Origin of the sequence: Bradyrhizobium sp. WSM3983, from assembly GCF_000473045.1 — a bacterium.
GTDB lineage: Bacteria > Pseudomonadota > Alphaproteobacteria > Rhizobiales > Xanthobacteraceae > Bradyrhizobium.
The window spans coordinates 83,787-108,335 of sequence record NZ_AXAY01000031.1 but is presented as its reverse complement, the minus strand read 5'-3'; the positions used below and the strand labels follow the sequence as shown (position 1 = coordinate 108,335).

25 protein-coding genes are annotated in these 24,549 nt (G+C 63.0%); 14 read left to right on the top strand and 11 right to left on the bottom strand.

Annotated features, from left to right (window positions below; translation table 11 throughout):
• Window positions 1-23: 23 nt before the first annotated feature.
• A complete protein-coding gene (locus tag YUA_RS0133230; protein ID WP_027533615.1) occupies window positions 24-1,697 on the bottom strand; it encodes a DDE-type integrase/transposase/recombinase in 1,674 nt (557 codons plus the stop codon).
• Between the two features lie 35 nt (window positions 1,698-1,732).
• Here YUA_RS0133230 and YUA_RS0133225 point away from each other — a divergent pair, with 35 nt between their 5' ends.
• Window positions 1,733-2,374 (top strand): alpha/beta fold hydrolase, encoded by a 642-nt coding sequence (locus tag YUA_RS0133225; protein WP_371259928.1) that lies wholly within the window; start codon window positions 1,733-1,735, stop codon window positions 2,372-2,374.
• A 78-nt stretch (window positions 2,375-2,452) separates the two neighbouring features.
• Window positions 2,453-2,935, top strand: a complete 483-nt coding sequence (cynS, locus tag YUA_RS45830) for a cyanase (RefSeq protein WP_051383504.1) — start codon at window positions 2,453-2,455, stop codon at window positions 2,933-2,935.
• A gap of 61 nt (window positions 2,936-2,996) precedes the next feature.
• On the opposite strand, the gene purB is transcribed toward cynS, so the two are convergent.
• Together purB and YUA_RS0133210 are read right to left on the bottom strand one after the other, a co-directional pair.
• Window positions 2,997-4,439: an adenylosuccinate lyase gene (purB, locus tag YUA_RS0133215; protein ID WP_027534549.1), complete on the bottom strand. Its 1,443-nt coding sequence runs from the start codon at window positions 4,437-4,439 to the stop codon at window positions 2,997-2,999.
• Window positions 4,440-4,535: 96 nt separating this feature from the next.
• Entirely contained in the window at window positions 4,536-4,859 is a 324-nt protein-coding gene (locus tag YUA_RS0133210) for a DUF1476 domain-containing protein (protein ID WP_027534548.1), read from the bottom strand.
• 321 nt (window positions 4,860-5,180) lie between these two features.
• Between YUA_RS0133210 and purC the strand changes: the two genes are divergently transcribed.
• Both purC and purS read left to right on the top strand, forming a co-directional pair.
• Window positions 5,181-5,948 carry a phosphoribosylaminoimidazolesuccinocarboxamide synthase gene (gene purC, locus YUA_RS0133205; RefSeq protein ID WP_172782948.1) on the top strand — a complete coding sequence of 256 codons (768 nt, stop codon included), beginning with the start codon at window positions 5,181-5,183 and terminating at the stop codon, window positions 5,946-5,948.
• A gap of 12 nt (window positions 5,949-5,960) precedes the next feature.
• The gene (purS, locus tag YUA_RS0133200; RefSeq protein WP_027534547.1) at window positions 5,961-6,203 is read left to right on the top strand and encodes a phosphoribosylformylglycinamidine synthase subunit PurS; all 243 of its coding nucleotides are present in this window, start codon (window positions 5,961-5,963) and stop codon (window positions 6,201-6,203) included.
• A 31-nt stretch (window positions 6,204-6,234) separates the two neighbouring features.
• Here the strand turns inward: purS and corA are convergent, their stop codons facing one another.
• Entirely contained in the window at window positions 6,235-7,251 is a 1,017-nt protein-coding gene (gene corA, locus YUA_RS0133195; protein WP_027534546.1) for a magnesium/cobalt transporter CorA, read from the bottom strand.
• Window positions 7,252-7,416: 165 nt separating this feature from the next.
• On the opposite strand from corA, the gene purQ reads away from it, so the two are divergent.
• Entirely contained in the window at window positions 7,417-8,118 is a 702-nt protein-coding gene (gene purQ, locus YUA_RS0133190; protein WP_027534545.1) for a phosphoribosylformylglycinamidine synthase subunit PurQ, read from the top strand.
• Between the two features lie 227 nt (window positions 8,119-8,345).
• Window positions 8,346-9,140, top strand: coding sequence for an outer membrane protein (locus YUA_RS0133185; RefSeq protein ID WP_027534544.1), 795 nt, complete (start codon window positions 8,346-8,348; stop codon window positions 9,138-9,140).
• Between the two features lie 341 nt (window positions 9,141-9,481).
• Here the strand turns inward: YUA_RS0133185 and YUA_RS0133175 are convergent, their stop codons facing one another.
• A complete protein-coding gene (locus tag YUA_RS0133175; RefSeq protein ID WP_027534543.1) occupies window positions 9,482-9,961 on the bottom strand; it encodes a PaaI family thioesterase in 480 nt (159 codons plus the stop codon).
• A 183-nt stretch (window positions 9,962-10,144) separates the two neighbouring features.
• Here YUA_RS0133175 and purL point away from each other — a divergent pair, with 183 nt between their 5' ends.
• On the top strand, window positions 10,145-12,355 hold the full coding sequence (gene purL, locus YUA_RS0133170) for a phosphoribosylformylglycinamidine synthase subunit PurL (RefSeq protein WP_027534542.1): 2,211 nt from the start codon (window positions 10,145-10,147) through the stop codon (window positions 12,353-12,355).
• Window positions 12,356-12,370: 15 nt separating this feature from the next.
• On the opposite strand, the gene YUA_RS0133165 is transcribed toward purL, so the two are convergent.
• Window positions 12,371-13,561, bottom strand: a complete 1,191-nt coding sequence (locus tag YUA_RS0133165; RefSeq protein ID WP_027534541.1) for an acyltransferase — start codon at window positions 13,559-13,561, stop codon at window positions 12,371-12,373.
• A 188-nt stretch (window positions 13,562-13,749) separates the two neighbouring features.
• Between YUA_RS0133165 and YUA_RS0133160 the strand changes: the two genes are divergently transcribed.
• Window positions 13,750-13,923 (top strand): DUF1328 domain-containing protein, encoded by a 174-nt coding sequence (locus tag YUA_RS0133160; protein WP_027534540.1) that lies wholly within the window; start codon window positions 13,750-13,752, stop codon window positions 13,921-13,923.
• A gap of 19 nt (window positions 13,924-13,942) precedes the next feature.
• Here YUA_RS0133160 and YUA_RS0133155 read toward each other — a convergent pair whose 3' ends face one another.
• Entirely contained in the window at window positions 13,943-15,043 is a 1,101-nt protein-coding gene (locus YUA_RS0133155; RefSeq protein ID WP_027534539.1) for an alpha/beta fold hydrolase, read from the bottom strand.
• Window positions 15,044-15,111: 68 nt separating this feature from the next.
• Window positions 15,112-15,471 (bottom strand): DUF427 domain-containing protein, encoded by a 360-nt coding sequence (locus YUA_RS0133150; RefSeq protein ID WP_027534538.1) that lies wholly within the window; start codon window positions 15,469-15,471, stop codon window positions 15,112-15,114.
• A gap of 195 nt (window positions 15,472-15,666) precedes the next feature.
• Here YUA_RS0133150 and YUA_RS0133145 point away from each other — a divergent pair, with 195 nt between their 5' ends.
• A complete protein-coding gene (locus tag YUA_RS0133145) occupies window positions 15,667-15,903 on the top strand; it encodes a BolA/IbaG family iron-sulfur metabolism protein (RefSeq protein WP_014494139.1) in 237 nt (78 codons plus the stop codon).
• Between the two features lie 39 nt (window positions 15,904-15,942).
• The gene (locus YUA_RS0133140) at window positions 15,943-17,136 is read left to right on the top strand and encodes a low temperature requirement protein A (protein ID WP_027534537.1); all 1,194 of its coding nucleotides are present in this window, start codon (window positions 15,943-15,945) and stop codon (window positions 17,134-17,136) included.
• A gap of 244 nt (window positions 17,137-17,380) precedes the next feature.
• Here YUA_RS0133140 and egtD read toward each other — a convergent pair whose 3' ends face one another.
• Both egtD and egtB read right to left on the bottom strand, forming a co-directional pair.
• Window positions 17,381-18,352 (bottom strand): L-histidine N(alpha)-methyltransferase, encoded by a 972-nt coding sequence (gene egtD, locus YUA_RS0133135; RefSeq protein WP_027534536.1) that lies wholly within the window; start codon window positions 18,350-18,352, stop codon window positions 17,381-17,383.
• A gap of 50 nt (window positions 18,353-18,402) precedes the next feature.
• Window positions 18,403-19,701 (bottom strand): ergothioneine biosynthesis protein EgtB, encoded by a 1,299-nt coding sequence (gene egtB, locus YUA_RS0133130; RefSeq protein ID WP_027534535.1) that lies wholly within the window; start codon window positions 19,699-19,701, stop codon window positions 18,403-18,405.
• Window positions 19,702-19,941: 240 nt separating this feature from the next.
• Between egtB and grxD the strand changes: the two genes are divergently transcribed.
• Genes grxD through YUA_RS0133110 form a run of 4 tightly spaced genes read left to right on the top strand, consistent with a single transcriptional unit; the run spans window position 19,942 to window position 23,417 of the window.
• Window positions 19,942-20,268, top strand: a complete 327-nt coding sequence (gene grxD, locus YUA_RS0133125; protein WP_007602294.1) for a Grx4 family monothiol glutaredoxin — start codon at window positions 19,942-19,944, stop codon at window positions 20,266-20,268.
• A 3-nt stretch (window positions 20,269-20,271) separates the two neighbouring features.
• Window positions 20,272-20,823: an O-acetyl-ADP-ribose deacetylase gene (locus YUA_RS0133120; RefSeq protein WP_027534534.1), complete on the top strand. Its 552-nt coding sequence runs from the start codon at window positions 20,272-20,274 to the stop codon at window positions 20,821-20,823.
• Window positions 20,824-20,869: 46 nt separating this feature from the next.
• Window positions 20,870-22,156 carry a serine hydrolase gene (locus YUA_RS0133115; protein WP_027534533.1) on the top strand — a complete coding sequence of 429 codons (1,287 nt, stop codon included), beginning with the start codon at window positions 20,870-20,872 and terminating at the stop codon, window positions 22,154-22,156.
• A 1-nt stretch (window position 22,157) separates the two neighbouring features.
• On the top strand, window positions 22,158-23,417 hold the full coding sequence (locus YUA_RS0133110) for a serine hydrolase (RefSeq protein ID WP_027534532.1): 1,260 nt from the start codon (window positions 22,158-22,160) through the stop codon (window positions 23,415-23,417).
• Between the two features lie 63 nt (window positions 23,418-23,480).
• Here the strand turns inward: YUA_RS0133110 and YUA_RS0133105 are convergent, their stop codons facing one another.
• Complete coding sequence (locus tag YUA_RS0133105) at window positions 23,481-24,548, bottom strand: low specificity L-threonine aldolase (protein ID WP_027534531.1); 1,068 nt, start codon at window positions 24,546-24,548, stop codon at window positions 23,481-23,483.
• Window position 24,549 lies beyond the last annotated feature (1 nt).

Below are 24,549 nucleotides of genomic sequence, written 5' to 3'. Positions count from 1 at the left end.
CCGTATTGCCGCATCAGCAACTGTTACCCTGATGGCACGGATGCGAGGTCGACTGATCGGCCGCGCCAGGTAGCTTTCCCGGCTTGCTCGACGAGAGGGGCTGTGGGCGGGTCGGGCCCTACATAGCCCGAGCCGTCCACAACCCCGGGCGATGGAGCGGCGGTCGGGGCATCCGCAAGCGGCCGCTCCGCGACCAACTGCTCGGCCGTCTTTTGTCTAAGCGCCCTTAGCAGGCGCTGCACGATCGAATGCTGTCTCGCCCCGAACTCCTCGGGGTGAGTCTCGCTCAGCCGACCGACGATTGCGAGCGCCGTCAGTTGCGGCTGCTCCGCGAGCCAGCCCTCGACAGCAGCAATATGCGGGTCGAGCTTGGACGGCATGCGAACCCTGGTTTTATAGGGCCGACGAGTCCGCCGGTGCGTGGCACGCGGCTCGCCGGCGGTCACCCTCTTGCCGAGCGTCTTCGCGAACGTCGCCGCGGTCACCGGCGCGTTGCTCGTGTGAACGGATTGCAGGCCACGCGCCTGTCCGGCACGACGATCGACGCGATTGCCGAGTTCGTCCTGGGTTGCGCGAATCTCGGCCAACAGCGCGACCGGATCGAGCGAGCGATACTGATCGCGCAGCCGTTTCTTCACGGCGGCGGTCACCTTGGGATGCGCTAATGCACGCTCGTAGGGCGTCGATGGGGGATGATAGCGCTTGATCACTTTAGCCCCTTCGCGACGCTTCTCCTTCAGCTTGAACGACGGCTGGAAAAAGTTGACGTAGAGCCGCGCGGCCGCATAGAGGCGGCCCATCACGCGCGCCGTCTCGACGCCATCGAAGCGGCCATAGCCCATGAGGCGGCGGACGACGGCACCATTCTTCTGCTCGACGAATGCTTGATCGTTCTTCTTGTACGCGCGCGAGCGCGTCACTTCGAGCTTCTGTTCGCGACACCATGGCACGACGACATCGTTCATGAAGGCGCTGTCGTTGTCGAAGTCAACGCCGCGCAACAACCAGGGGAACAGGCTCTGTGCGCGGTTGATCGCCTCGACGACCAGCGAACCCTCCCGCGTCAGCAACGGCAGGCACTCCGTCCAGCCAGTGGCGATATCGACCATCGTCAGGGTCTGGATGAACGAGCCGGCCACCGACGTGCCGCCATGGGCGACCATGTCGACCTCGCAGAAGCCGGGCACCGGGCTGTTCCAGTCATTGAACGTGCGGATCGGGACCTCGCGCCGGATTGCCGAATAGAATCCGGCACGGCGCCGCCTGCCGCCGCTCGCCGCAATCTTCACATCGACGAGCAGGCGATCAATGGTGGCGGCGCTGATGGCCAGAACACGATCACGGTCCGCCTGGCCAAGCCGCAATCGGCCATGTTGCTCGAGCGCCGGCAGCAAGGTCGGGACCATCACCTTGAGCCGCTTGCCGCACACCCGATCCGACGCCTCCCACAGCGCCGTCATCGCGTCCTTGATCGTCGTACCATATCTACGTTTACGCTCTTGCGGTTTCTCGGCCTCGCTGGGCCCAACCGTCGTGCGCCGCCGGAGTATGCGCACCGCATGCTTACGATGCCAGCCCGTCGTCGCGCACAGCGCGTCGAGGATCCGTCCCTTTTCCGCCCGCTTGGCCGACTGGTATTGCTCCGTCACCGCTGACACCACTTCGCGCCGCGCGCCCATGCTGATCTTTCCCGCCATAGTGGCCACCGAACCAATTCGGTGGCACCGACCCAATCATGGGCGAGAAGTTTTCCAGTAACATTTTGAATGAGGCAATGCGTGTCACTGCGGAGGATATCGGCACCGTGCTGCGGGCTGCGGGTTCGCGTCGCGTCGTGCTGTTCGGCGCCTCCGAATGCGGGCCGGCCTGCATCAAATTTGCGGTCGATGATCCCAGCCGCGTCGCCAGGCTCATTCTGTTCGGCGCATTGGCCAAGGGCTGCTGGTCAGAGGACTATCCACACGCGCTGCGCGCCAGCCAGTATGATGCCTGGAGCAAGCACCTCATCGCGCAATGGGGCGGCCCGGTCGGGATCGAAGCCTTTGCGCCGAGCCTTGCGGGCGATCAGCAGGCGCGCGCCTGGTGGGCGGGGCTGTTGCGCGCCGCGTCCAGTCCCGGCGGCATCTCGGCCGTGCTCGAAGCGTTTCGCGACGCCGATGTGCGGCATCTGCTGCCGCAAATTGCCGTGCCGACGCTGGTGCTGCACCGGCGGGACGACAAGGCCGTGCGGATTGCGGCCGGCCGCGATCTGGCAAGCCGGATCAGGGATGCGCAATTCGTCGAGCTCGACGGAAATGATCACTGGTTCTTTGCCGGCGATCAGCAGCCGGTGCTGGAGGTGATCAGGCGATTTACGGAAACTCTGAAGCCCTAAGCCTCTCATTTATTGGCACGTTTCGTGCCTCGCAAAGCGGCAGGTCCATCACAGTGCTGAGCCAAGGGAGACCCTGACATGAAACGCGAAGACCTCACCGAGAAGCTGCTCGACATCAAACGCGAGAAGGGCTGGAGCTGGAAATACATCTGCGAGAAGATCGGCGGCTATTCCGAGGTGCTGATAACAGGCGCGATTCTTGGCCAGATGAAGTTGACGAAGCCGCAAGCCGCGAACGCCGCTGAACTGTTCGGCCTGTCGAAAGCCGAAACCACAATGCTCAACGAAACGCCGATGCGTGGCATGCCGATGCCGCCGACCGATCCTCTGATCTATCGCTTCTATGAGCTGGTGATGGTCAACGGCCCAGCGTGGAAGGCGCTCATCGAGGAAGAGTATGGCGACGGCATCATGTCGGCGATCGACTTCGACATGGTCATGGAGCGCCTGCCGAACCCCAAGGGCGACCGCGTCAAGATCACCATGAGCGGCAAATTCCTGCCGTACAAATATTACGGCGCCAGCGGCAATGTACCGGAGTACGGCTTCAAGGAAGAATAAAAGGGCGAATCGCGAGGTGCGAATGGAATTTTCCACTCGCACCTCGCCACTCACTATTGGCTTACAGGATCGCGCCCGGCGTGTACTTGGCCGCTTCAGGCTTCGCCTTCGCCAGCGCGTCGACCTGCTCGGCAAAGTAGTCGACCTGGGCGCCGGCATCGCCGGAATTGGCGCGACCGTGATCGAGCACGCGCTGCAACTCGGCTTCGCTCAAGCCAAGACGTTGATCGGCAGCGAGACGCTGCAGCAGGTCGTTCTGCACGATCTTGCCGGTGCGCAGGTCGCGAATGGCCGCGACCGCATGCTCCTTGATCGCCTCATGCGCGCCTTCGCGGCCGGCACCCTTTTTGACCGCTTCCATCATCACCGTGGTGGTCAGCAGGAAGGGCAGATAGCGATTGAGCTCGGTCGCGACGACGGCGTCGAACACTTCCATCTGGTCGAGCACGGAGAGCAGGGTCTCGAGCAGGCCGTCCATGGCGAGGAAGGCATCCGGCAGCATGACCCGGCGGACGACCGAGCAGGACACGTCGCCTTCGTTCCACTGATCGCCGGCGAGGCCGGCGGCCATGGCGAGATAGCCCTTCAACACGACATGCAGGCCGTTGATGCGCTCGCAGGAGCGGCTGTTCATCTTGTGCGGCATCGCGGACGAGCCGACCTGGCCCTTGGCAAAACCTTCACTGGCGAGTTCGTGGCCCGCCATCAGGCGCAACGTCTTGGCGAAGTTGCCGGGGCCGCTGGCAAGCTCGGTGAGGACGCTGACCGCTCGGAAGTCGAGGCTGCGCGGATAGACCTGGCCAACCGCATCAAAACTCTTCGGCAGGCCGAGATGGACAAGAATGCGCTGCTCGAGCGCGCGCGCCTTGCCGGCATCGCCGTTGAACAGTGTGATCTGATCGAGCCGGGTGCCGACCGCGCCCTTCAGGCCGCGCGCGGGATAGGTGTCGAGCACGTTGACCAGGCTCTGATGCGAAACCAGCATCTCCTCGCCGAACATGGCGATGCGCTTGCCGAGCGTCGTGACCTGCGCGGCGACGTTGTGCGTGCGCGCCGTGAACGGCATGTCGCGCAATTGCTTGGCGTGCCTGGCAAAGCGAATGAGCGCGGCGATGCTCTTGGTCTCGACGAGCTGCAGCCCGCGATAGACCTGCAACTGCTCCACGTTCTCTGTGAGGTCGCGGCTGGTCATGCCCTTGTGCAGGTGCTCATGACCGGCGAGGTCGCAGAACTCCTCGATCCGCGCCTTGACGTCGTGGCGGGTGATGCGCTCGCGCCGCATGATGGAGGCCAGGTCGACCTGGTCCTTCACGCGTTCGTAGCTCTCGATCACGCCATCCGGCACAGGAATGCCGAGATCGCGCTGGCCTTTCAGCACGGCGATCCAGTAGTCGCGTTCGAGGCGGACCTTGCCTTCGCCACTCCAGATGGCGCGCATGGCGGGCGAGGCATAGCGTTGGGCGAGGACGTTGGAGATGTGATCTTGGGTGTGATCCTGGGACATGCCGCCCATTTGGCATTGCCAGGAGCCGGCTGCAAGCCCGGGAGGGCGGGCAGCGGGGTGGGACGTCCGTCCGCCATTCCGCCACCCGCTGGCAGCCTATTTCCCGGCCTTCACCTCGGCGGCCGCGACCGCAATCAGCTCGTTCATCTTGCTGCGAATCGCCTGTTCGGTAAGGGCGATGTTCTTGGCGGCGAAATCGGCCATAACCTTGCGCAGGACGTCGCCATCGCCAGCCTCCTCGAAATCGGCCGCGACGACTTCCTTGGCGTAGGCGGTGGCGGCTTCACCGGTGATTCCGAGCTTTTCGGCCGCCCACAGCCCCAGCAGCCGGTTGCGGCGGGCCTCCGCCCTGAATTTCTGCTCCTCGTCGAGGGCATACTTCTTCTCAAAGCCTTCCTCACGCTTGTTGAATTCGCTCATGCGTCTTCCAATTCCTTAAGGTCGCTGGACGTGGCGGCTCTCGTTGCGAGGGCCCCGGCGCATGCCTACATAGGGGGCATGAATCGGCGAAACAACGAGCCGTTAAGCCGCAGGCAAGGCGGTATAAGTCAGCGTCGGATGGGCCGGATCGATTGTGCTGGGAGAGCCAATCGGATAGGTTGCCTGAAGGCTTGGTTCCCGTTCTGTTTCCAAGGGTTCAGATGGGGTTCCTGGCCGTTCACGGCAGCTCCGCTGTGGGTCGTAACCTGGTAACCGGAGCACACCAAATACATGGATTTCAACAAAACACGGTACATCCCAATGAGCCGTCGGCGTCGCATTTATGAAGGCAAGGCAAAGGTTCTTTACGAAGGTCCGGAGCCCGGTACCCTGATCCAGCACTTCAAGGATGACGCCACCGCGTTCAATGCGAAGAAGCATCAGGTGATCGAGGGCAAGGGTGTCCTCAACAACCGGATCTCGGAGTACCTGTTTCAGCACCTCAACGACATCGGGGTGCCGACCCACTTCATCCGCCGTCTCAATATGCGCGAGCAGTTGATTCGCGAGGTCGAGATCGTGCCGCTCGAGGTGGTGGTGCGGAATGTCGCCGCGGGCTCGCTGTCGCAGCGCCTCGGCATCGAGGAGGGCACCCAGCTGCCCCGTTCGATCATCGAATTCTATTACAAGAACGACCAGCTCAACGACCCCATGGTGTCGGAAGAGCACATCACCGCCTTCGGCTGGGCCACGCCGCAGGAGATCGACGACATCATGGCGCTCGCCATCCGCGTCAACGACTTTCTCACCGGCCTCTTCCTCGGCATCGGCATCCGCCTCGTCGACTTCAAGATGGAGTGCGGGCGGCTGTTCGAGAACGAGATGATGCGCATCATCGTCGCCGACGAGATCTCGCCGGATAGCTGCCGTCTGTGGGACATCAAGTCGAACGAGAAGCTCGACAAGGATCGGTTCCGCAGGGATCTCGGTGGCCTGCTCGAGGCCTATACCGAAGTCGCCAAGCGCCTCGGCATCCTCATGGAGAACGAGCGTCCGCAGGGCACCGGTCCGGTGCTGGTGAAAAGCTAAGAGGATTTTGACGTGAAGGCACGTGTTACCGTTACCCTGAAGACGGGCATCCTTGATCCGCAAGGAAAGGCCATCGAAGGCGCGCTGAAGTCGCTCGGCGTCGACGGCGTCGCCAGCGTCCGCCAGGGCAAGGTGTTCGACATCGAACTCGCCGGCGCCGACAAGGCCAAGGTCGAAGCCGCGCTGAAGGACGCCGCGGACAAGCTACTGGCGAACACCGTGATCGAGAATTATCGGGTCGAAGTGCTGAGCTAGGGGTGATGTGGAACGCGCGTTCGTCTCGTGCTCACAGCCACCCCACGCGACGGAAGCGCCAGTACAGGCCGGCGCAGATAAATGCCATCAGTCCCATCACGATGAAGTAGCCGTATTCGAGCTGCAGCTCGGGGATGTACTTGAAGTTCATCCCGTAGATGCCGGCGACTGCGGTCGGGACGGCGATGATCGCAAGCCAGGATGCGAGCTTCTTGGAGACTGCGGTCTCCTGGGCTTGGCCGACCAGAAGGCTCGCCTCGAACGCGAAGGCGAGCACCTCGCGCATCGAATCGATGCGCTCCTGAATGTTGCGGACGTGATCGGTGACGTCGCGAAACAGCGGCCGCATGGTCGCCCGTACCATCGGCAGGTTGTCGTGCTCGAGCCGGCGGCAGACTTCCACCAGCGGGCCGATCGCGTTACGCAGCCGCAACAGGTCCCGGCGAAGCATATAGAGCCGTTCGACCTGGGTCCGCGTGATCGGATTGGCGAGCACGTCGTCCTCAATCTGTTCGACCTCCTCGTGGATCGTTTCCAGCACAGGGGAATAATTGTCCACGATGAAATCGAGGATGGCGTAGAGAATGTAGTCCTCGCCGCGCGCAAGCGCGCGGGGACAGCTCTCGCAGCGCTCGCGCACGGCGGTATACGACGTCGAGGCGCCGTGGCGCACGGAGACCAAATAGCCCTCGCCGACGAACAGATGGGTCTCGCCAAAGGCGATGCGACCTTCGATCAGTTGCGCCGTACGCGCCACGATGAACAGGCCGTCGCCATATTGTTCGATCTTGGGCCGCTGATGGGCGTTGTTGGCATCTTCGATGGCGAGGTCGTGCAGGTCGAACTGCTTCTGCACGCTGATGAGGAGCGTCAGGTCGGGCTCGTAGAGCCCGATCCAGACCACGTGGCCAGGCTTGGCGCGCCAGCTCGCGGCTTCCTCTATCGCGATATTGGCGACGCGCCGCCCGTCGACATAGGCGCTGGCGGCGATGACGCCCTCGGAGGACACAGGTTCGGCTGGAGACTTGGGGTGAGACGGGAAATTCATGGCGTTCATCCCGGCAAATCGATTGGCCAGATGGAGCGCCATGGCCTGTGCACAACGCTCCTTGGCAAGGCTAGCACTGGTAAAATCCGCGTCAAATGGTTATGTCTGCTGGCAAATTGGCCTCCGCGCCAGCCCGATTCCAATTCCCCGCCCCGGAACCCGACCATGAAAGCCGCCATCCTCGTTTTTCCCGGAATCAATCGCGAGCGCGACATGGCGCGGGCGTTGAAACTGATCTCGGGCCACGAGCCTGCGATGGTCTGGCACGCCGAGCCGTCGTTGCCTGCGGGTACCGACCTCGTGGTCGTGCCGGGCGGCTTCTCCTACGGCGATTACTTACGCTGTGGTGCGATTGCGGCGCGGGCGCCGGTGATGGATGCGGTGCGCGACTATGCGGCCAAGGGCGGCCTCGTGCTCGGCGTCTGCAACGGCTTCCAGATCCTGTGCGAAGCCGGACTGCTGCCGGGCGTGCTGATGCGCAACGCGCGGCTGAAATTCATCTGCAAGGACGTGCATCTGCGCGTCGAGCGCTCTGACACGCCGTTCACCCGCGGCTACAATGCCGGCCAGGTGATCCGCGTGCCGGTCGCCCATGGCGAGGGCAATTACGAGGCGGATGAAGAGACCATCAAGCGCATTGAAGGCGAGGGGCGCGTGCTCTATCGCTATTGCTCGGCCGACGGCGCGGTCGACGAGAGCCACAATATCAACGGCGCGGCGCATTCGATTGCCGGCCTCGTCAACGACAAGGGCAACGTGCTCGGCATGATGCCGCATCCCGAAAACCACGTCGAAGACATCATGGGCTGCACCGATGGCCGCGGCCTGTTCGCAGGCCTGGTCGCCCATCTCGACCGCGCAGCGTAGTTTTTTCAGAAACGAAGCGCGCCTCGGTCGCAACTCGACTTGTCGTTGCGCGTCAACGAGCACGCTTCACGCGCCGAACGACCCGCTTTTAGCATCAAATTAGCAACAGCGCCCGCAAAAGCATGCGAATCTGCGGACGCCGACTTTGGGCGCGCCCGCGATCGTGTATGGTTCGCAGCCAAACGATTTACATCATTTCTTCCAGCAACGTTTTTTTCGAGGGCATTATGCGATTTACAAAAGTTGCGACATTCATGGCCTTCGGCACCATCGCGACAGCCGCCGCCGGCCTTGCGAATGCCGCAGACCTCGCTGCGCGACCCTATACCAAGGCTCCTCCGGTGCCGATGGCCGTCTATAGCTGGACGGGATGCTATGTCGGCGGCAATGTCGGCGGCGGGAGCGACCGCCAGACTTACACCAACGTCAATCCGAACCGCCTGCCGAATTTCGATCTGGGCTCCGAACGCAACACCGGCGTGATCGGCGGCGGCCAGATCGGTTGCGATTACCAGGCCGGCAACTTCGTGTTCGGTGCTCAGGGCATGATCGACGCCACGGATCTGCGTGGCTCCAACCGGGTCGTGCCCGCTCCTGGTGACCCGCAGTTTCCCAACATCTTCGATCTCAGCGCGCGGACCTCATGGATTGCGACCGCGACCGCCCGCATCGGCTACACGGTCACGCCGCAGACTCTGCTCTATGTCAAGGGCGGCGGCGCGTGGTCGCGATCCAGCCTGGACTATACCATCACCGGAATGGGCGTCGCGACGTTTACGGGGTCCGAGACGCGCAGCGGGTGGATCGTCGGCGGCGGCGTCGAATATTTGCTCGCGCCGAACTGGTCGGTTTTCGCCGAATACAATCATATGGATTTCGGAACGAGCATCCTCGCGACGCAGGGCATCGGCGCCGATGCCGGCTTTAGTGAGCCGATCCGGATCGGCCATCGCATCGATGCCGGAATGGTGGGCGTGAATTATCGGTTTGGCGGCCCCGGTCCGGTCGTCGCCAAGTACTGACGAGGGTGTTGTCGCGAGCACGACAATATCAACGGCGCAACCATTCCAACGCCGGCCTTGTCGCCCGTCGCGACCACGCGGCGTGAACCACATCCGACGACATCGCGACTGACGGGAAGTTACTCGATCACGCGCCGGGCCCGCGCGGCTTCGGTCAGAGCAACTTTGGAAAGTTCTGTCACGTCGGCATGCTATCATGCGTGTCGGTGCAATTGAACGTACGTCGGATTTTCGCACGGCCGTTGCCCTGGTTATGCTGCTGCTCGATATCACGCGGATCTATCACGCGTTCGCTGAAAAACAGCTTTCGGCCTGAACCGCGCGCTCGGGCAGCTGTCGCGCTATGCGTTTGCCTGTACTGCCGGCTTCCGCTTCACCCGCTTGATCGTGCCGGAGAACGTGAACAGCGGCCGGCCGGCTGAGGTCAGCTTGCCGCGTAGGAAGATCAGCGAGCCGCCGGCGCGGGACACTTCGCCTGTGCATTCGACCAGCTCGCCTTCGCGCGCCGCATCGAGGAAATCGCAGGCGAAATTGGTGGTCACGGCCGGGCCGTCCAGCTCGTGGGTGGCGATTGCGAACAGGCAATAGTCGGCGAAGGCCATGAAGCAGCCGCCATGGACGTTCCCGGAGCCGTTGAGATGCTTTTTCTCGACCCGGAACGCCGAGCGGACACTCCCGTCGTCCTCGATCTTGTGCCAGAACGGCCCGATATGGCTCTCAAAACTGTCGCGAATCCAGGTCCGCCAGCCCTTGAACTCGCCCTCGGTGGCGACGTGCAGGTCGGGACGGCGGGTGGAGGGGACTTTGGTCAATTCGTGCAAGGAAACGGGCCTTCAATTACGGGTCTTTAGCCCTTAAATCCGATCCGTCAGCGCCTTGCAATTCCCGTTCCCGCCGACGCTCCTTGCAAAACGTGGGACAGCGGGAAAATGCGCCATAAAGGGCTTTTCGTGAGCCCCGGATGTTCCTAAGAACGGCAAAACGCCGCCGAAAGCCCCGACTCCATGAAGAACGAACCCAAGATCACCCCCGAACTGGTTGCCGCCCACGGGCTCAAGCCCGACGAGTATGAGCGCATCCTGAAGCTGATCGGGCGGGAGCCGACCTTTACCGAGCTCGGAATCTTCTCGGCGATGTGGAACGAGCACTGCTCGTACAAATCCTCGCGCATCCATCTGAAGGGGCTGCCGACTAAGGCGCCGTGGGTAATCCAGGGCCCCGGCGAGAATGCCGGCGTGATCGACATCGGCGACGGCCAGGCCGTGGTCTTCAAGATGGAGAGCCACAACCACCCGAGCTACATCGAGCCCTATCAAGGCGCGACCACCGGCGTCGGCGGCATCTTGCGCGACGTCTTCACCATGGGTGCACGCCCCATCGCCTGCCTCAATGCGCTGAGCTTCGGCGCGCCCGAGCACGCCAGGACCCGGCACCTCGTCTCCGGCGTGGTTGCGGGCGTCGGCGGCTACGGCAATTCCTTCGGCGTGCCGACGGTCGGCGGCCAGGTGCGCTTCCACACCCGCTATGACGGCAACATCCTCGTCAACGCGATGGCGGTCGGCCTCGCCGATGCCGACAAGATCTTCTATGCAGCCGCCTCCGGCGTGAACATGCCGATCGTCTATCTCGGCTCCAAAACCGGCCGCGACGGCATCCACGGTGCTTCGATGGCTTCGGCCGAGTTCGACGACAAGTCCGAGGAGAAGCGGCCGACCGTGCAGGTCGGCGATCCCTTCGCCGAGAAGCTTTTGCTCGAGGCCTGCCTCGAGATCATGGAGCAGGGCTGCGTCATCGCGATCCAGGACATGGGCGCTGCGGGGCTGACCTGCTCGGCGGTCGAGATGGGCGCCAAGGGCGACCTCGGTGTCGACCTCGATCTCGACGCGGTGCCGACCCGCGAGATCGGGATGAGCGCTTACGAGATGATGCTCTCGGAGAGCCAGGAGCGCATGCTCATGGTGCTCAAGCCAGAGAAAGAAAAGGAAGCCGAGGCGATCTTCAAGAAGTGGGGCCTCGACTTCGCCGTCGTCGGCTACACCACGCCGAGCAAACGTTTCGTGGTCAAGCATGGCGGCGACGTCATGGCCGATCTGCCGATCAAGGAGCTCGGTGACGAGGCGCCGCTCTATGACCGTCCGCATGTCCCCTCTGCCGCGCTGCCGATCGTGCATGCGCGCGAGGTGCCGGCGCCGATGGCGCTCGGTGGAGCGCTGGAGAAGCTGATCGGCGCGCCCGACATGTGCAGCAAGCGCTGGGTCTGGGAGCAGTATGACCACGTCATTCTCGGCAACACCATGCAGCGTCCCGGTGGCGATGCCGCGGTCGTGCGTGTGCAGGACGGGCCGAAGGGCCTGGCGCTGACCGTCGACGTCACGCCGCGCTATTGCGAGGCCGATCCCTATCAGGGCGGCATGCAGGCGGTGGCGGAGGCCTGGCGCAACATCACGGCCGTCGGCGGCAAGCCGCTGGCGATCACCGACAATCTCAATTTCGGCAATCCCGAGCGCCCCGAGATCATGGGCCAGTTCGTCGGCTGCCTGAAGGGCATCTCGGAAGCCTGCCGCACGCTCGACTTCCCGGTCGTCTCAGGCAACGTCTCGCTCTACAACGAGACCAACGGCCGCGCGATCCTGCCGACGCCCTCGATCGGCGGTGTCGGCCTGCTCGACGATTTCACCAAGTCAGCGTCGCTCGCCTTCAAGGCCGAGGGCGAGGCGATCCTGTTGATCGGCGACACCCATGGCTGGCTCGGCCAGTCCGTTTACCTGCGCGACATCTGCGGTCGCGAGGAGGGCGCACCGCCGCCGGTCGATCTCGCCGCCGAGAAGCGCAACGGCGACTGTGTGCGCGGCATGATCCATGCGGGCACCGCGACCGCCGTGCACGACCTCTCCGATGGTGGCCTGCTGATCGCGCTCGCCGAGATGGCGATGGCAAGCGGCATCGGCGCAAAGCTGCTGGCCGCGCCGGCTTCGCTTGTCTCGCAGGCCTATTGGTTTGGCGAGGACCAGGCGCGCTATCTCGTCACCGTGCCGGAAACGGAAGCCGGCCGCGTGCTCGCCAAGATGCGCGGCTGCGAGGTGCCCTGCGTGCGGATCGGCACAACCGGTGGCGAGGTGATCGCGATCGCGGGCGAGACGCCCGTGTCGATCGAGAGCCTGCGGACCTCGCACGAGCGCTGGCTGCCGGAATATATGAGCGGGAAGGCGGCGTAAGCCGCCTTCACAAACTCACAGCACCTTCGTTGCCCCGGGGATCTGGCGCAAGGCGCGCGTCAGCGCCCAACTGAACGCGACTGTCAGCACGAATCCAACCGTCGCCTTGACGATCGCTGGCAGGTCATAGTCGAACAGCAAGTATTGCAGCCAAAGCGCGATCGGGTAGTGCACCAAAAACATGCCATAGGCGTCCGCCTGCATCGGATCGAGTAGTCTGGCCGAACCCGATTGTTTGAACCTCTGGAAGAAGGCCAGGATCAGAAACATGATCGCCACGCTGAAGACAGCGAAGCAGATGGCATAGAGCCCCTCATACCAGTTCGGCAGCGGTGACGGATTTCCCAGTATTTCGCGCTTGATGAAGATCAGTACCCAGAGCAGGCAATACGGAACGGTCGCCAAGACCATCCAGTCCCAGCTGACCTTCGCCATCCGGCCGTCAGCCGCGAGCAGTCCGCGGTCCATATTCGCGACGCCGATGCCGGCACCGAAAAAGAAGTAGCTCGCATAGAGCATCACGCGCCCGTGCTGCACCGAGAACGGCCCGAACTCCAGCCAGCTGCTTGGCCCAAAATACATCAGCCCGGGAACATAGAACGCCGCGGTGACGGCAAGCATGACCGCGAAGAACACCGCGGGCCGGCGGCGGCCGTGCAGCGATAGGCGATTGATCGGATCGAGCAGGTTGGGTGACAGTCGATGCAGGATGCAGGCAACCACGTCGAAGCCAAGCAGAACCCAGAGGAACCAGATCGGCCCGCTCGGCCACGGGCCCTTCGTGACCATATTCCACCAGTATTCCGAGAGGCCGATCTCGGGATTTTGCCGGAGCGAGATGGCGTAATAGGCGAGCGGAATGATCGTGAATGCGCAGATCACGAAGGGCAGTCCAAGCCGCAGCAGGCGATCTGCCAAATAGCTCAACGCCCCCTTGCGGGCGATGCCTGACCACGCAAACAAGCCCGACAGGAAGAAGAACATCGCCATGAAGAAGCTGTCGGTGGCGAGCACGATCATGTCGAAGCCGAAGAAGAACTTCGGGTCGGTATGACCGAAATAGGTATAGGGGATGACGGCGTGGTGCAGCAGCACCACCAGCGTCAGGAAGCTGCGGGCGCGATCCAGCGACAGGTTGCGCGTCTTGCTTTTTGGCGAGGCATGCGCTTCGGCGCCAATCGTCGCTGACTGTGAGATCGTGCTCATGGTGGCCCCGGTTGTGTCTCTGTCCCTGCACGACTCTGCCGCCCGGAACCGGATTCAGCAAGGGGAGTTTGGGCCATTTCGTTGCTCCCGGCCGGCATCCGGAACCAGTTCCGTGTGGCGAAGTTAGCGTTCACGGAATGGTTGAAGGCCGCCCGCCAAAAGGCGGCACAGACGCGTCGGAGCTGGCGATGACAATCTTGAAATGGGCGCTGATCTTCCTGCTGATCTCGATCGTGGCAGGTGTGCTCGGCTTCACCGGCATCTCGGCTGCTTCCGCCGATATCGCGCGCTTCCTGTTCTACATCTTCGTCGTGATCTTCCTGGTGCTGCTGATACTCGGGCTCACGATCTTCAGGGCGTAGCGCGTCGCCGCGCCGGCTCTCAATTGCCAGCGAATGGTCTCACGTGGGCAACCAGCTCCGCCAAGAACTCATCGGGACGATCGAACGGAATGAAATGACCCCCGTGCACCCGAACGAATTCCTTATGCGGCGCCGTGATCTGGTTGAATAGCTGTTGGGCCGGCTCACCCGGCGTGTTGTAGTCCGCATCGCCCTCGATGAAGATCACCGGGATCGGAAACGCGAGTCCGAGCGAGGCGACGTCGCGCTTGAACATCGGGCCCTCTCGTCCGCGCAGATACTTTGCGGAGAAGGCCATGCCTTTGCGCCAGTAGTACCAGTCCGGCAGCGAGAAATCCGGCATGAACGGAGGCGGGATTGGACCCGCCAGCTGGAAGCTCTCGATGGATGGCAGGGCCAGCGCCTTGCTCCACCTGTCAGCAACCAGTCGATTCTGCGGATTCATCAGCGGTCGTGCGGCAATTGGCGCCAATTCCGCCAGGGCCTCGCTGTTGCCAGCTGACTGCGCCAACTCTTGCAGATGCGTGATCGCGAGTTCGAATGACTTCTCGAATGTCACCCTGCCGACCACCTGTCCCGTGCCGACATAGGCATAAAACAGATCCGGGCGCTGCTTGACGATATGAATGCCCAGGAACGAGCCCCAGGAATGTCCGACCAGGACAATTTTTTGCTTGTGCAGATGCGTTCGCAGATACTCGGCCAGTTCAACGCCGTCCTGTGTCATTCGCTCCAGCGTCATCGTCGGTGCGAGCGAATCTCCGGCCGCGCCATAGGTGCGACCGGCGCCGCGTTGGTCCCATTGCACAATGGTGAAATGCTTTTCCCAGGGGCGCCAACCCGACGACATTGGCCAGCTGGAGCCTCCGGGGCCGCCGTGGACGAACAGGAGAACCGGGTTATCCCGATCCTCGCCGCGAATTTGAATCCATTGCTTGATGCCGCCGATGTCGACGAACGCTCCCTCCTGCACGCCATTGGGCGCGCGGATCGCGAGAGTTTCGGCGGCAAGATACTGGCGATAGGCACGAAAACCCAGTCCGGCCGCCGCCACGACAATCAAGACGCCGGCCAACCCCAATAACGAGACCCCTATTAGTCTTGCGGCCTTGCGCAGCATCTCGTGCCTTGTGTCGACAGAGGGGAGGCGACCTGATGATCGCCCCGGCGTCACAGCGGCCGGTGAGCTTAGCCCACTTCCTCGATCTTCACCTTGTCCGGATAGAAGGCGAGATGGCCTGATATCTCGGTCATTGCGGGAAAGGGCGTCTCGTAGGTCCAGATCGCGTTGTCGAGCGTCTTGCCGTCGGCCTTGATGCTGTAATAGCTGGCGTCCCCCTTGTAGGGGCAGTGGGTGGTGCGGTCGGTGCGCTCCAGCAGCGCCATGTTGGCGTCCTCCCGCGGCACGTATTGCACCGCCGGATATTTGGCCTCTTTCAGCGTCAGCGCCTTGGTGCTCTCGGCAATCACGACATCACCCGCCGTGACGCGGACGCGCCGGGGGTTTTGGGTAATGGTGATGGGGTGGTCGGGGCCTGGAAGCTTCATGATTTCATGCCTTTTCGATCAATCTGCCGCGCGCGGCACTTTGTCGTGCCTTTATCCTGATTGGATCAGGGATATAGTGCCTGAAGGCGTGACGTAGAAGGCCGTTCACGCTAAGTTTGGCCCTGCCGGTCCGGGGACCCCGGCAAGTGATTCGGCGCCGAGGCTGTAGAGCCGATACTGAGGAGCAAGACCCGAATGCCCATGGACGCCCACGATATCGAGGCGATGATCAAGGCAGCGATCCCCGATGCCGAGGTGACCATCCGTGACCTCGCCGGCGACGGCGATCACTATGCCGCGACCGTGATCTCGGAATCCTTCCGCGGCAAGTCCCGCGTCCAGCAGCACCAGATCGTCTATCGGTCCCTGCAGGGGCAGATGGGCGGCGTGCTGCATGCGCTGGCGCTGCAAACCGGCGTGCCGGGCGCTTGATCCGGGGGCACCTGACCTGACCGCGCGACGGGGACGATGATGGCTGCGGACAACCCGCGCGGCGCGTTGTTTCGTGTCATCCTGCCGAACCAGCCTAGCCGCGTCACCAATGCCGAGCTGTTCTTCGACCTCGTCTTCGTCTTCGCCGTCACGCAGATATCGCACACGCTGCTGCACCACTTCACGCCGCTCGGCGCGGTCGAGGTCACGCTGCTGTTCCTGGCGGTGTGGTGGGTGTGGGTCTACACCGCCTGGGTCACCAACTGGCTCAATCCCGAGCTGACGGCGGTCCGCATCCTGATCTTCCTGATGATGCTGGGCGGCCTCGTGCTGTCGACGACGATCCCGACCGCGTTTGAGGGGCGGGGCCTGTGGTTCGCGATCGCCTATGCCACCATGCAAGTGGGGCGCACCGCCTTCTGGCTGTTGGCGACACCGCGGCATCGAACCGCCGTCTGGCACAACGCGATCCGGATCCTGACATGGCTTTCAATCTCCGCGGTGTTGTGGATCGGGGGCGGCCTCTCCGAGGGAGAGACGCGGCTATGGCTGTGGATCGCAGCGGTCAGCTGGGAGTACATCGCGCCCGCGGTGCGCTTCTGGGTCCCGAAGCTGGGCTTCTCGTCGGTCGAGGCCTGGCGCGTTGAAGGCGGCCACATGGCCGAACGGTGCTCCCTCTTCGTCATCATCGCGCTCGGCGAGGCCGTCGTTGTCAACGGTACGACCTTTGCCGAACTGGACTGGACCGCGGGCAACATCCTGGCCTTCGTCTCCGCGCTCATCGGCAGCATTGCGATGTGGTGGATCTATTTCCACAAGGGAGCCGAGGCCGGCGCCGACCTGATCTCGAGGATCGCCGATTCGGGCCGGCTGGCGCGGCTTGCGTACACTTATCTGCACATGCCGATCGTCGCCGGCATCATCCTGACCGCGGTCTCGGACGAATTGGTGCTGAAGCATCCCTCCGCTCATTCCGACCTCCGCACGATTGTCAGCACGATCGGTGGTCCCCTGGTGTTCTTGGTCGGCACCATCCTGTTCAAGCACGCGATCCGCGGCTTCCTCCAGCTCTCACACGGCATCGGCATCATCCTGCTGCTGGCGCTGTGGTGGTTTGCCGCTGAGCTCTCGCCCTTATGGCTGTCGGTCGCGACGAGCGTGATCATGATCGTCGTCGCGGTGTGGGAGTCGGTGTCGTTGGGATCGAAACCGGAAGAGACTGAGGAGGCTTGATGCGCCGGTCGGTTAGAAGGCAATCGCCTATCGGCTTCTGGAGCTGCCTGAGCGCGCGCCTCGTCCTTCGAGACGACCGCTCCGCGGTCTCCTCAGGATGAGGCTCATCAGCGCCGGTGCCCGTTGAAACTGCTGCCGCGTGCTCCGTCCTCATCCTGAGGAGCCCGCCTATAGCGGGCGTCTCGAAGGATGCGCTGCAGGAAACCGCTCTGGCCGACCCCGTCGAGAGGGGAGCGCCGGAGCGTTACTCCGACGCCTCCAGCGCGTGCACCGAGAACATCTTTGCCGTATCGGTCCAGCTCTCGCGCACCCGCCAGCCGGCGCCCTGCGCCAGCGCGGCAAAACGCTCGAGGCTGTATTTGTAGCTGTTCTCGGTGTGGATGCTCTCACCCGGCCGGAACGAGAAGCTGGTACCGAGCAGGCGCACGGTCTGGCTCTTCCGGCTGATCAGGTGCATCTCGATGCGGTGCCGTTGGTGATTGTAGATCGCGCCATGGGTAAAGGCGGCGAGGTCGAAATTGCCGCCGAGCTCGCGGTTGATCCGGACCAGCACATTGAGGTTGAAACGCGCGGTGACGCCAGCCGCGTCGTTATAGGCCGCGTGGAGCAGGCGCTCTTCCTTTTCGAGGTCAGCGCCGATGATCATCTGTGCGTCCTTGCCCAGGATTTGGCGAGCACTCTTCAGGAACGCCTGGGCCTCATGCGGCTCGAAATTGCCGATGGTCGAGCCGGGGAAGAAGCCGACCTTGGGCATTGATGCGACCGCCTTGGGCAGCTCGAACGGCGTGGTGAAGTCGGCCGCCACTGGATAGATGCCCAGCGAATGGAAGTCCCGCTTCAGCCCGTTGGCCTGCGCCTTCAGGAAATCGCCGGAGATATCGACAGGGACATAGGCCGCGAACTTGCAGAGATTAAGCAGCAGGCGAACCTTTGTGGTCGCGCCTGCGCCGAACTCGACCAGCGCCGCATGCTCAGGAATGATCTTTGCGATCTCACTGCCGCGCTCCTTCAGGATCGCAAGTTCGGTGCGCGTTGGATAATATTCCGGCAGGCGCGTGATCGCCTCGAACAGCTCCGAGCCGGTCGCGTCATAGAAATATTTCGGCGACAGTTTTTTCGGCTGCTGCGAGAGGTCCTCGATGGCCTCGCGGGCGAAGGCAGTGGTCTGCTCGTCGGGGAGATGGGCTTCGGCCAAAGCGCTGGCGTGCACATTCATGATACTCTCCTGAACGCGCTGTCCGGCGCGTATTTGTCGTCGGATAATTTCTACTCGTAGTCAGCGAGCCGCAGTCCCGTGAACTGCCAGCGATGGTGCGGATAGAAGAAATTGCGATATGTGACACGGCTGTGACCGCGAGGCGTCGCCAGCGAAGAGCCGCGCAGCACCAGCTGGTTAACCATGAACTTTCCGTTGTATTCGCCGAGCGCACCTTCGATGGCACGGTAGCCGGGGTAGGGTGAATACGAACTACGTGTCCACTGCCAGATGATGCCGAAGGCGTCGTTGAGCTGGCCGGCACGCGCCGCGACCTCCCATTCCATCTCGGTCGGCAGATGCTTTCCGGCCCAGCGCGCGAACGCATCGGCCTCGTAGTAGCTGACGTGGCAGACCGCCGCGTCGGGATCGACCGGCTTGACGCCGGCCAGCGTCATCACGTGCCATTGGCCGTTGATCTCGCGCCAATGGCCCGGGGCCTGCCAGTCTTCCTTGCTGACGGCAGCAAAACCGTCCATCAGCCACAACGTTGCGGTCTGGTAGCCGCCGTCGCGCATGAAGGCGAGCCATTCGCCATTGGTGACGAGATTGCGCGCGATCTTGACCGGGCCCACGAGGGCACGGTGAGCCGGCTTTTCATTGTCGAAATGAAAGCTGTCGTCGACATGGCCGACGATGTGGATGCCTTCGTTCAGCGTCAGCCAGTCCTCGCCCGCGCGTGTCGCGGCCGGGTAGCGCCAGTCATGATCATAGGCCGGATAAACCGGGTTCTGCGCGAACGCATGCAGGATGTCGGTGTACATCAATTCCTGATGCTGCTGCTCATGATTGAGGCCGACCTCGACCAGCGGCGCGATCTCGCGAAGCTTGTCGGCGCCGGCCTCGCGGAAGAATTTGACGACCGCCGCATCGACGAACCGACGATAGTCGCCGACCTCGTTGGCGCTGGGCCGGGTGATATCGCCGCGATGATTGCGAGCATGACGCGGGCCGGCGCTGACGTAATAGGAATTGAACAGGAAGGCGAAGTCGGGGTGGAAGGACCGGTAGCCAGGGGCGTGCTCGCCAAGCAAAAATTGCTCCCAGAACCAGGTGGTATGCGCCCGGTGCCATTTCGCCGGACTCGCATCCGGCATGGACTGAATCTGCTGGTCCTTGGGCGACAGCGGCGCGGCCCGGCGCTCGGTCTCGTTGCGGACGGCGAGAAAGGCAGTCTCCAGGCCCTGAGCAAGGCCATCTGGGGCGGCCAGTGGTGACGAAAGCGGCGAGGTGGCCGTAGCGGAGGCTTGTTTCGTCACGTTTTTCTCCAGACAGGACAAGAGAACGTTGTTGGCGATCCCCGGTTCCAAAACCAAGGTTCGTCCTAGATAGGGGTTCCGTTACGGTATGAAAGTCCTCCCTGGCGATGATATTCGTGCCATCATGCAATGATCCCGGGGCTGGCCTGGCCGGTTGTCCAGGGGCTGTTCGCCGCCATTTTACTTTGGATGCACAACGGTTTGGGCTACCTATATAGGCGAGTATCGGGTTAAATCGGCTGAGCCTGCCCGACTTGGCTGTTAAGGGCTCCGCCCCAAAAGGACACGGATATGAGCATCGAGGAATTCATCGCCAACGAAGTGAAGTCGAACGACGTGGTTCTGTTCATGAAGGGTACGCCGCAATTTCCGCAGTGCGGTTTCTCCGGCCAGGTCGTCCAGATCCTCGACCACATCGGCGTCGGCTATAAGGGCCTCAACGTTCTCGAATCCGCCGAACTGCGTAACGGCATCAAGGATTATTCGAACTGGCCGACCATCCCGCAGCTCTATGTGAAGGGTGAGTTCGTCGGTGGTTGCGATATCGTCCGCGAGATGTTCCAGGCCGGTGAATTGCAGCAGCTCTTCTCCGAGAAGGGCGTCGCGGTCGCGGCCTGATACGTGACGGTGCTGACGCGCCAGATCGCCGGCGTCCAGCTCGAAATCGTCGTTGCTGACATCACCACGCTGAGCGTTGACGCCATCGTCAACGCCGCCAATACGTCGCTCCTTGGCGGGGGCGGCGTGGATGGTGCGATCCATCGCGCGGCGGGGCCCGAACTCGTCGCCGAATGCCGCATGCTCCATGGCTGCAAGACCGGCGCCGCCAAGATCACCAAGGGCTATCGGCTCAAGGCCGCGCATGTGATCCATACCGTCGGACCGGTCTGGAATGGCGGCACGCTGGCTGAGGACGATCTGCTCGCCTCCTGCTATCGCCGGTCGATGGAGCTGTGTGGGAAGCACAAGCTGGCCTCGGTGGCGTTCCCCGCGATTTCGACCGGCATCTATCGTTTTCCAGCCGACCGGGCGGCCGAGATCGCCGTCCGCACCACGGTCGAAATGTTGCCCGCCGCGCCATCCGTTGGTCGGGTCGTTTTCTGCTGCTTCTCCGAGCCAAGCGCCAAACTCCATGCCGAGGCGCTCGCGCGACACAGCAGCCCTTGTGCCTGATGACGCCGTCAGTACACTGCGTCCGGCCATGTTCCGGGGAGGGGATATGATTTTACGTTTTGGACTACGTGCGCTCGTCTGCGGCGCGCTGGTGTCGCTTGGCACGATGTCGCTCGCGCGCGCGGAAGGCACCTACGAGATTCCGGCCGGTGCGCATTTCAATAAAGACAAGCTCGCGAAGATCAGCGAATTCTTCAAGAACGAGGTCGCGACCGGCAAGATCGCCGGCGCAACCGTCTTGATCAAGCAGCACGGCAAGCCGGCCTATCATGAGGCCTTCGGCGTGCAGGACGTGGTCAGCAAGGCGCCGATCACCGACAAGACAATCTTCCGCCTGTTCTCGATGACCAAGGCGATCACTTCGGTGGCCGCGATGAAACTGGTCGAGGACGGCAGGATCAAGCTCGACGATCCCGTCTCCAAATACATCCCGTCCTTTGCCAATGTGAAGGTGGGTGTCGAGAACAAGGCCGAGGACGGCACCAAGTCGCTCGAGCTGGTGCCGCTGAACCGGCCGATCACTGTGCACGACCTGATGACGCACACCTCGGGCATCACCTACGGTTTCTATGGCGACAGTCTCGTTCGCCAGGCCTATCGCGCCGCCAAGATCTATGACGGCGATTTCGATCTCGCCGAGTTCGCCGAGCGCATCGCAAAGCTGCCGCTGCACAATCAGCCGGGCGCACTCTGGCAATACGGCCATTCCACCGACATCCTTGCACGCGTGATGGAAGTCGCCGCCGGCAAGCCGTTGCTCGATATCGAGCGGGAGACGCTGCTCGGTCCGCTCGGCATGGTCGATACCGGCTTCCTCGTCACGGACCCCGAGAAGCAGAAGCTGCTGGCGCAGCCGGTGCCGAATGACGCCGATTTTCGTGTCGGCCGCATCAACGATCCGACGGTCGTCAAGAAGATCCAGTTCGCCAGCGGCGGTATGGTGACGACCATGGCCGATTACGAGCGCTTCGCGCAGATGCTGCTCAACGGCGGCTCGCTGGATGGCAAGATCATCCTGAAGCCCGAGACGTTCAAGCTGATGGTGACCGATCAGATCGGCCCCGGCTCCGGCGTCGATCGCGATTATTTCTATTTCCCCGGCGACGGCTTTGGCTTCGGGCTCGGCCTTGCCGTCCGCACCGATCCCGGCAACGCAAAACCGCCGCCGCCCGGCGATCTCGGGGAATTGAAGTGGGACGGTGCCTCAGGCTGCTATTTCGTGATCGACCCCAAGCAGGACATGTTCTTTGTGCTGCTGGAGCAGACCCCGACCGAGCGCCAACGCATCCAACGGACATTGAAGCAACTGGTCTATGAATCCATGGAGAAGTGACATGTTCGGGCGCCGCGCGCTCTTCGCGGCGCTCGTTCTTTTGTCCGGCGTCGCCGGTGCGCAAGCGGGCTCCGAGGGCCGCGCGCACAGCTTCACGCCGGAGGGCCTGGCGAAAGTCTCCGACTACATCAGGAACGAGATCGCGACCGGCAAGTTTCCGGGCGCGATCCTTCTGCTCCAGCAGCACGGCAAGCCGGTCTATTACGAGAATTTCGGCGTCCGCGACGTCGCGACCGAGATGTCGATGAGCGCGGACACGATCTTCCGGCTCTATTCGATGTCGAAGCCAATCACCTCTGTCCTGACGATGATGCTGGTCGAGGATGGCAAGCTCGCGATCAACGATCCCGTCTCGAAATATATCCCGGCCTTTGCCGGCATGAAGGTCGGCGTCGAGAAGAAGGCCGAGGACGACAAGGTCTCGCTGGACCTGGAGCCGCTCAACCGCCCAGTGACGATCGAGGATTTGATGCGCCACACCGCCGGGATCCCCTACGGCTATCATGGCGGGGGCCTGGTGAACAAGCTCTATGCCGACGCCGGTCTGTTCGACAAGGATTCGACCAACGCCGAACTCGTCGCGAAGATCACCGCGCTGCCGCTTGCCGAGCAGCCCGGCACGATCTGGGATTACGGCCACTCCACCGACGTGCTCGGCCGCATCATCGAGGTGATATCGGGGAAATCGCTATTCCAGTTCGCGAAGGAGCGGCTGCTCGATCCACTCGGGATGAAGGACACCGCGTTCTATGTCGCCGATCCCGCCAAGTGGCCGCGTATCGCCGAGCCGATGCCGGAAGATCGTGCGATCAGCCCGATGACGCGGGTCCGCGATCCCCGGAAACCGCTGAAGTGGGAGTCCGGCGGTGGCGGCCTGGTCGGCACCGTCGGCGACTATGCGCGCTTCTCACAGATGCTGCTCAACGGCGGCAGCTATGAGGGGCGGCACTATCTCAGGCCGGAAACGCTCGCCGTGATGGCGTCGGATCACGTCGGTCCTGAGACTCACGTTGAGCGCGACAAAAACTATTACCCGGGGGAGAGCTCCGGCTACGGCCTCGGTGTCGCCGTGCGCACCTCGGTGCCGCCGGGCACGTCGTGGCCGCTCGGCGAATATCGCTGGGATGGCGTCGGCGGCACCTTCTTCTTCATCGATCCCGAAGACGATCTGTTCGGGATTTTCATGGTGCAGACCCCGTCGCAACGCGGCCGGATTCAGCTCGCGCTGAAGACGCTGATCTATCAGGCGATGGGGCGGTAGATTCTTGTTCTGACGCGTTTTCTTTACGCGAACCGGTATTCACTTCGCTCGAAAACGCTTTGGTTACGCCCCGCGCACGATCTCTCTGACGTGGCCGATCATTTCCTCGATCTGGCTCGCCTTGACGTCGAGATGGGTGCAGGCGCGGATGCGGCCGTCCATCATCGCGAGCGTCACGCCGCGCTGGCGCAGTGCCGCGACCATCTTGTCGCCGGGCATGCCGGCGCCATCAGGCCTGAAGAACACGAGGTTGGTCTCGGGCTCCTGCACCTCGACGCCCGAAATCTGCGACAGGCCGCGCGCGAGCGCGCGCGCATTTGCGTGATCGTCGGCAAGGCGCTCAACGTGATGATCGAGCGCGTAGATGCAGGCCGCCGCGCAGACGCCGGCCTGCCGCATCGAGCCGCCGAGCCGCTGCTTCCATTGCCAGACCGCATCGATGAAGGCGCGCGTGCCCGCGAGCACGCCGCCGATCGGCGCGCCCAGGCCCTTGGAGAAATCAATCCAGGCCGAATCCCAGCCCGCGGTCATGTCGCGCGGGGAGATGCCGCTTGCCACTGTCGCGTTGAGTAGGCGCGCGCCGTCCATGTGGGTGACGAGGCCATGTTGCTTGGCGATGGCGACGATCTCGTCGAGCGCGGTCTTCTTCCAGATCGTGCCGCCGCCGATATTGGCGGTCTGCTCGACGCTGACGACGGTCTGCGGCGGCTGGTAGCGCGTGCGTGGGTGCAGCGCCTTGCGAAATGTTTCCGGTGTGAACTGGCCGTCGGGGCCCTTGAGTTGCGTCACCTGGAAGCCGCCGATCGCGGCATGTGCGCCGCCTTCGCGCGCGATGATGTGCGCGGTCTCATGCGCGAGGATTTCGTCGCCGGGACGGCAATGCACCAGCGTCGCGGTGACGTTGCACATCGTGCCCGAGGGCATGTAGACCGCGGCCTCCTTGCCCATCAGCTCGGCCACGCGCTCGCACAGCGCATTTACGGTCGGGTCGTCGCCGACCTGCTCGTCGCCAACTTCGGCCCGCGCCATGGCCTCGCGCATCGCTGCCGTCGGCTTGGTCTGCGTGTCCGACAGCAGATTGATGCGCACCGGCGGCGCCTTGGGATCGATCGTGGGAGGGGTGTAGAGCATG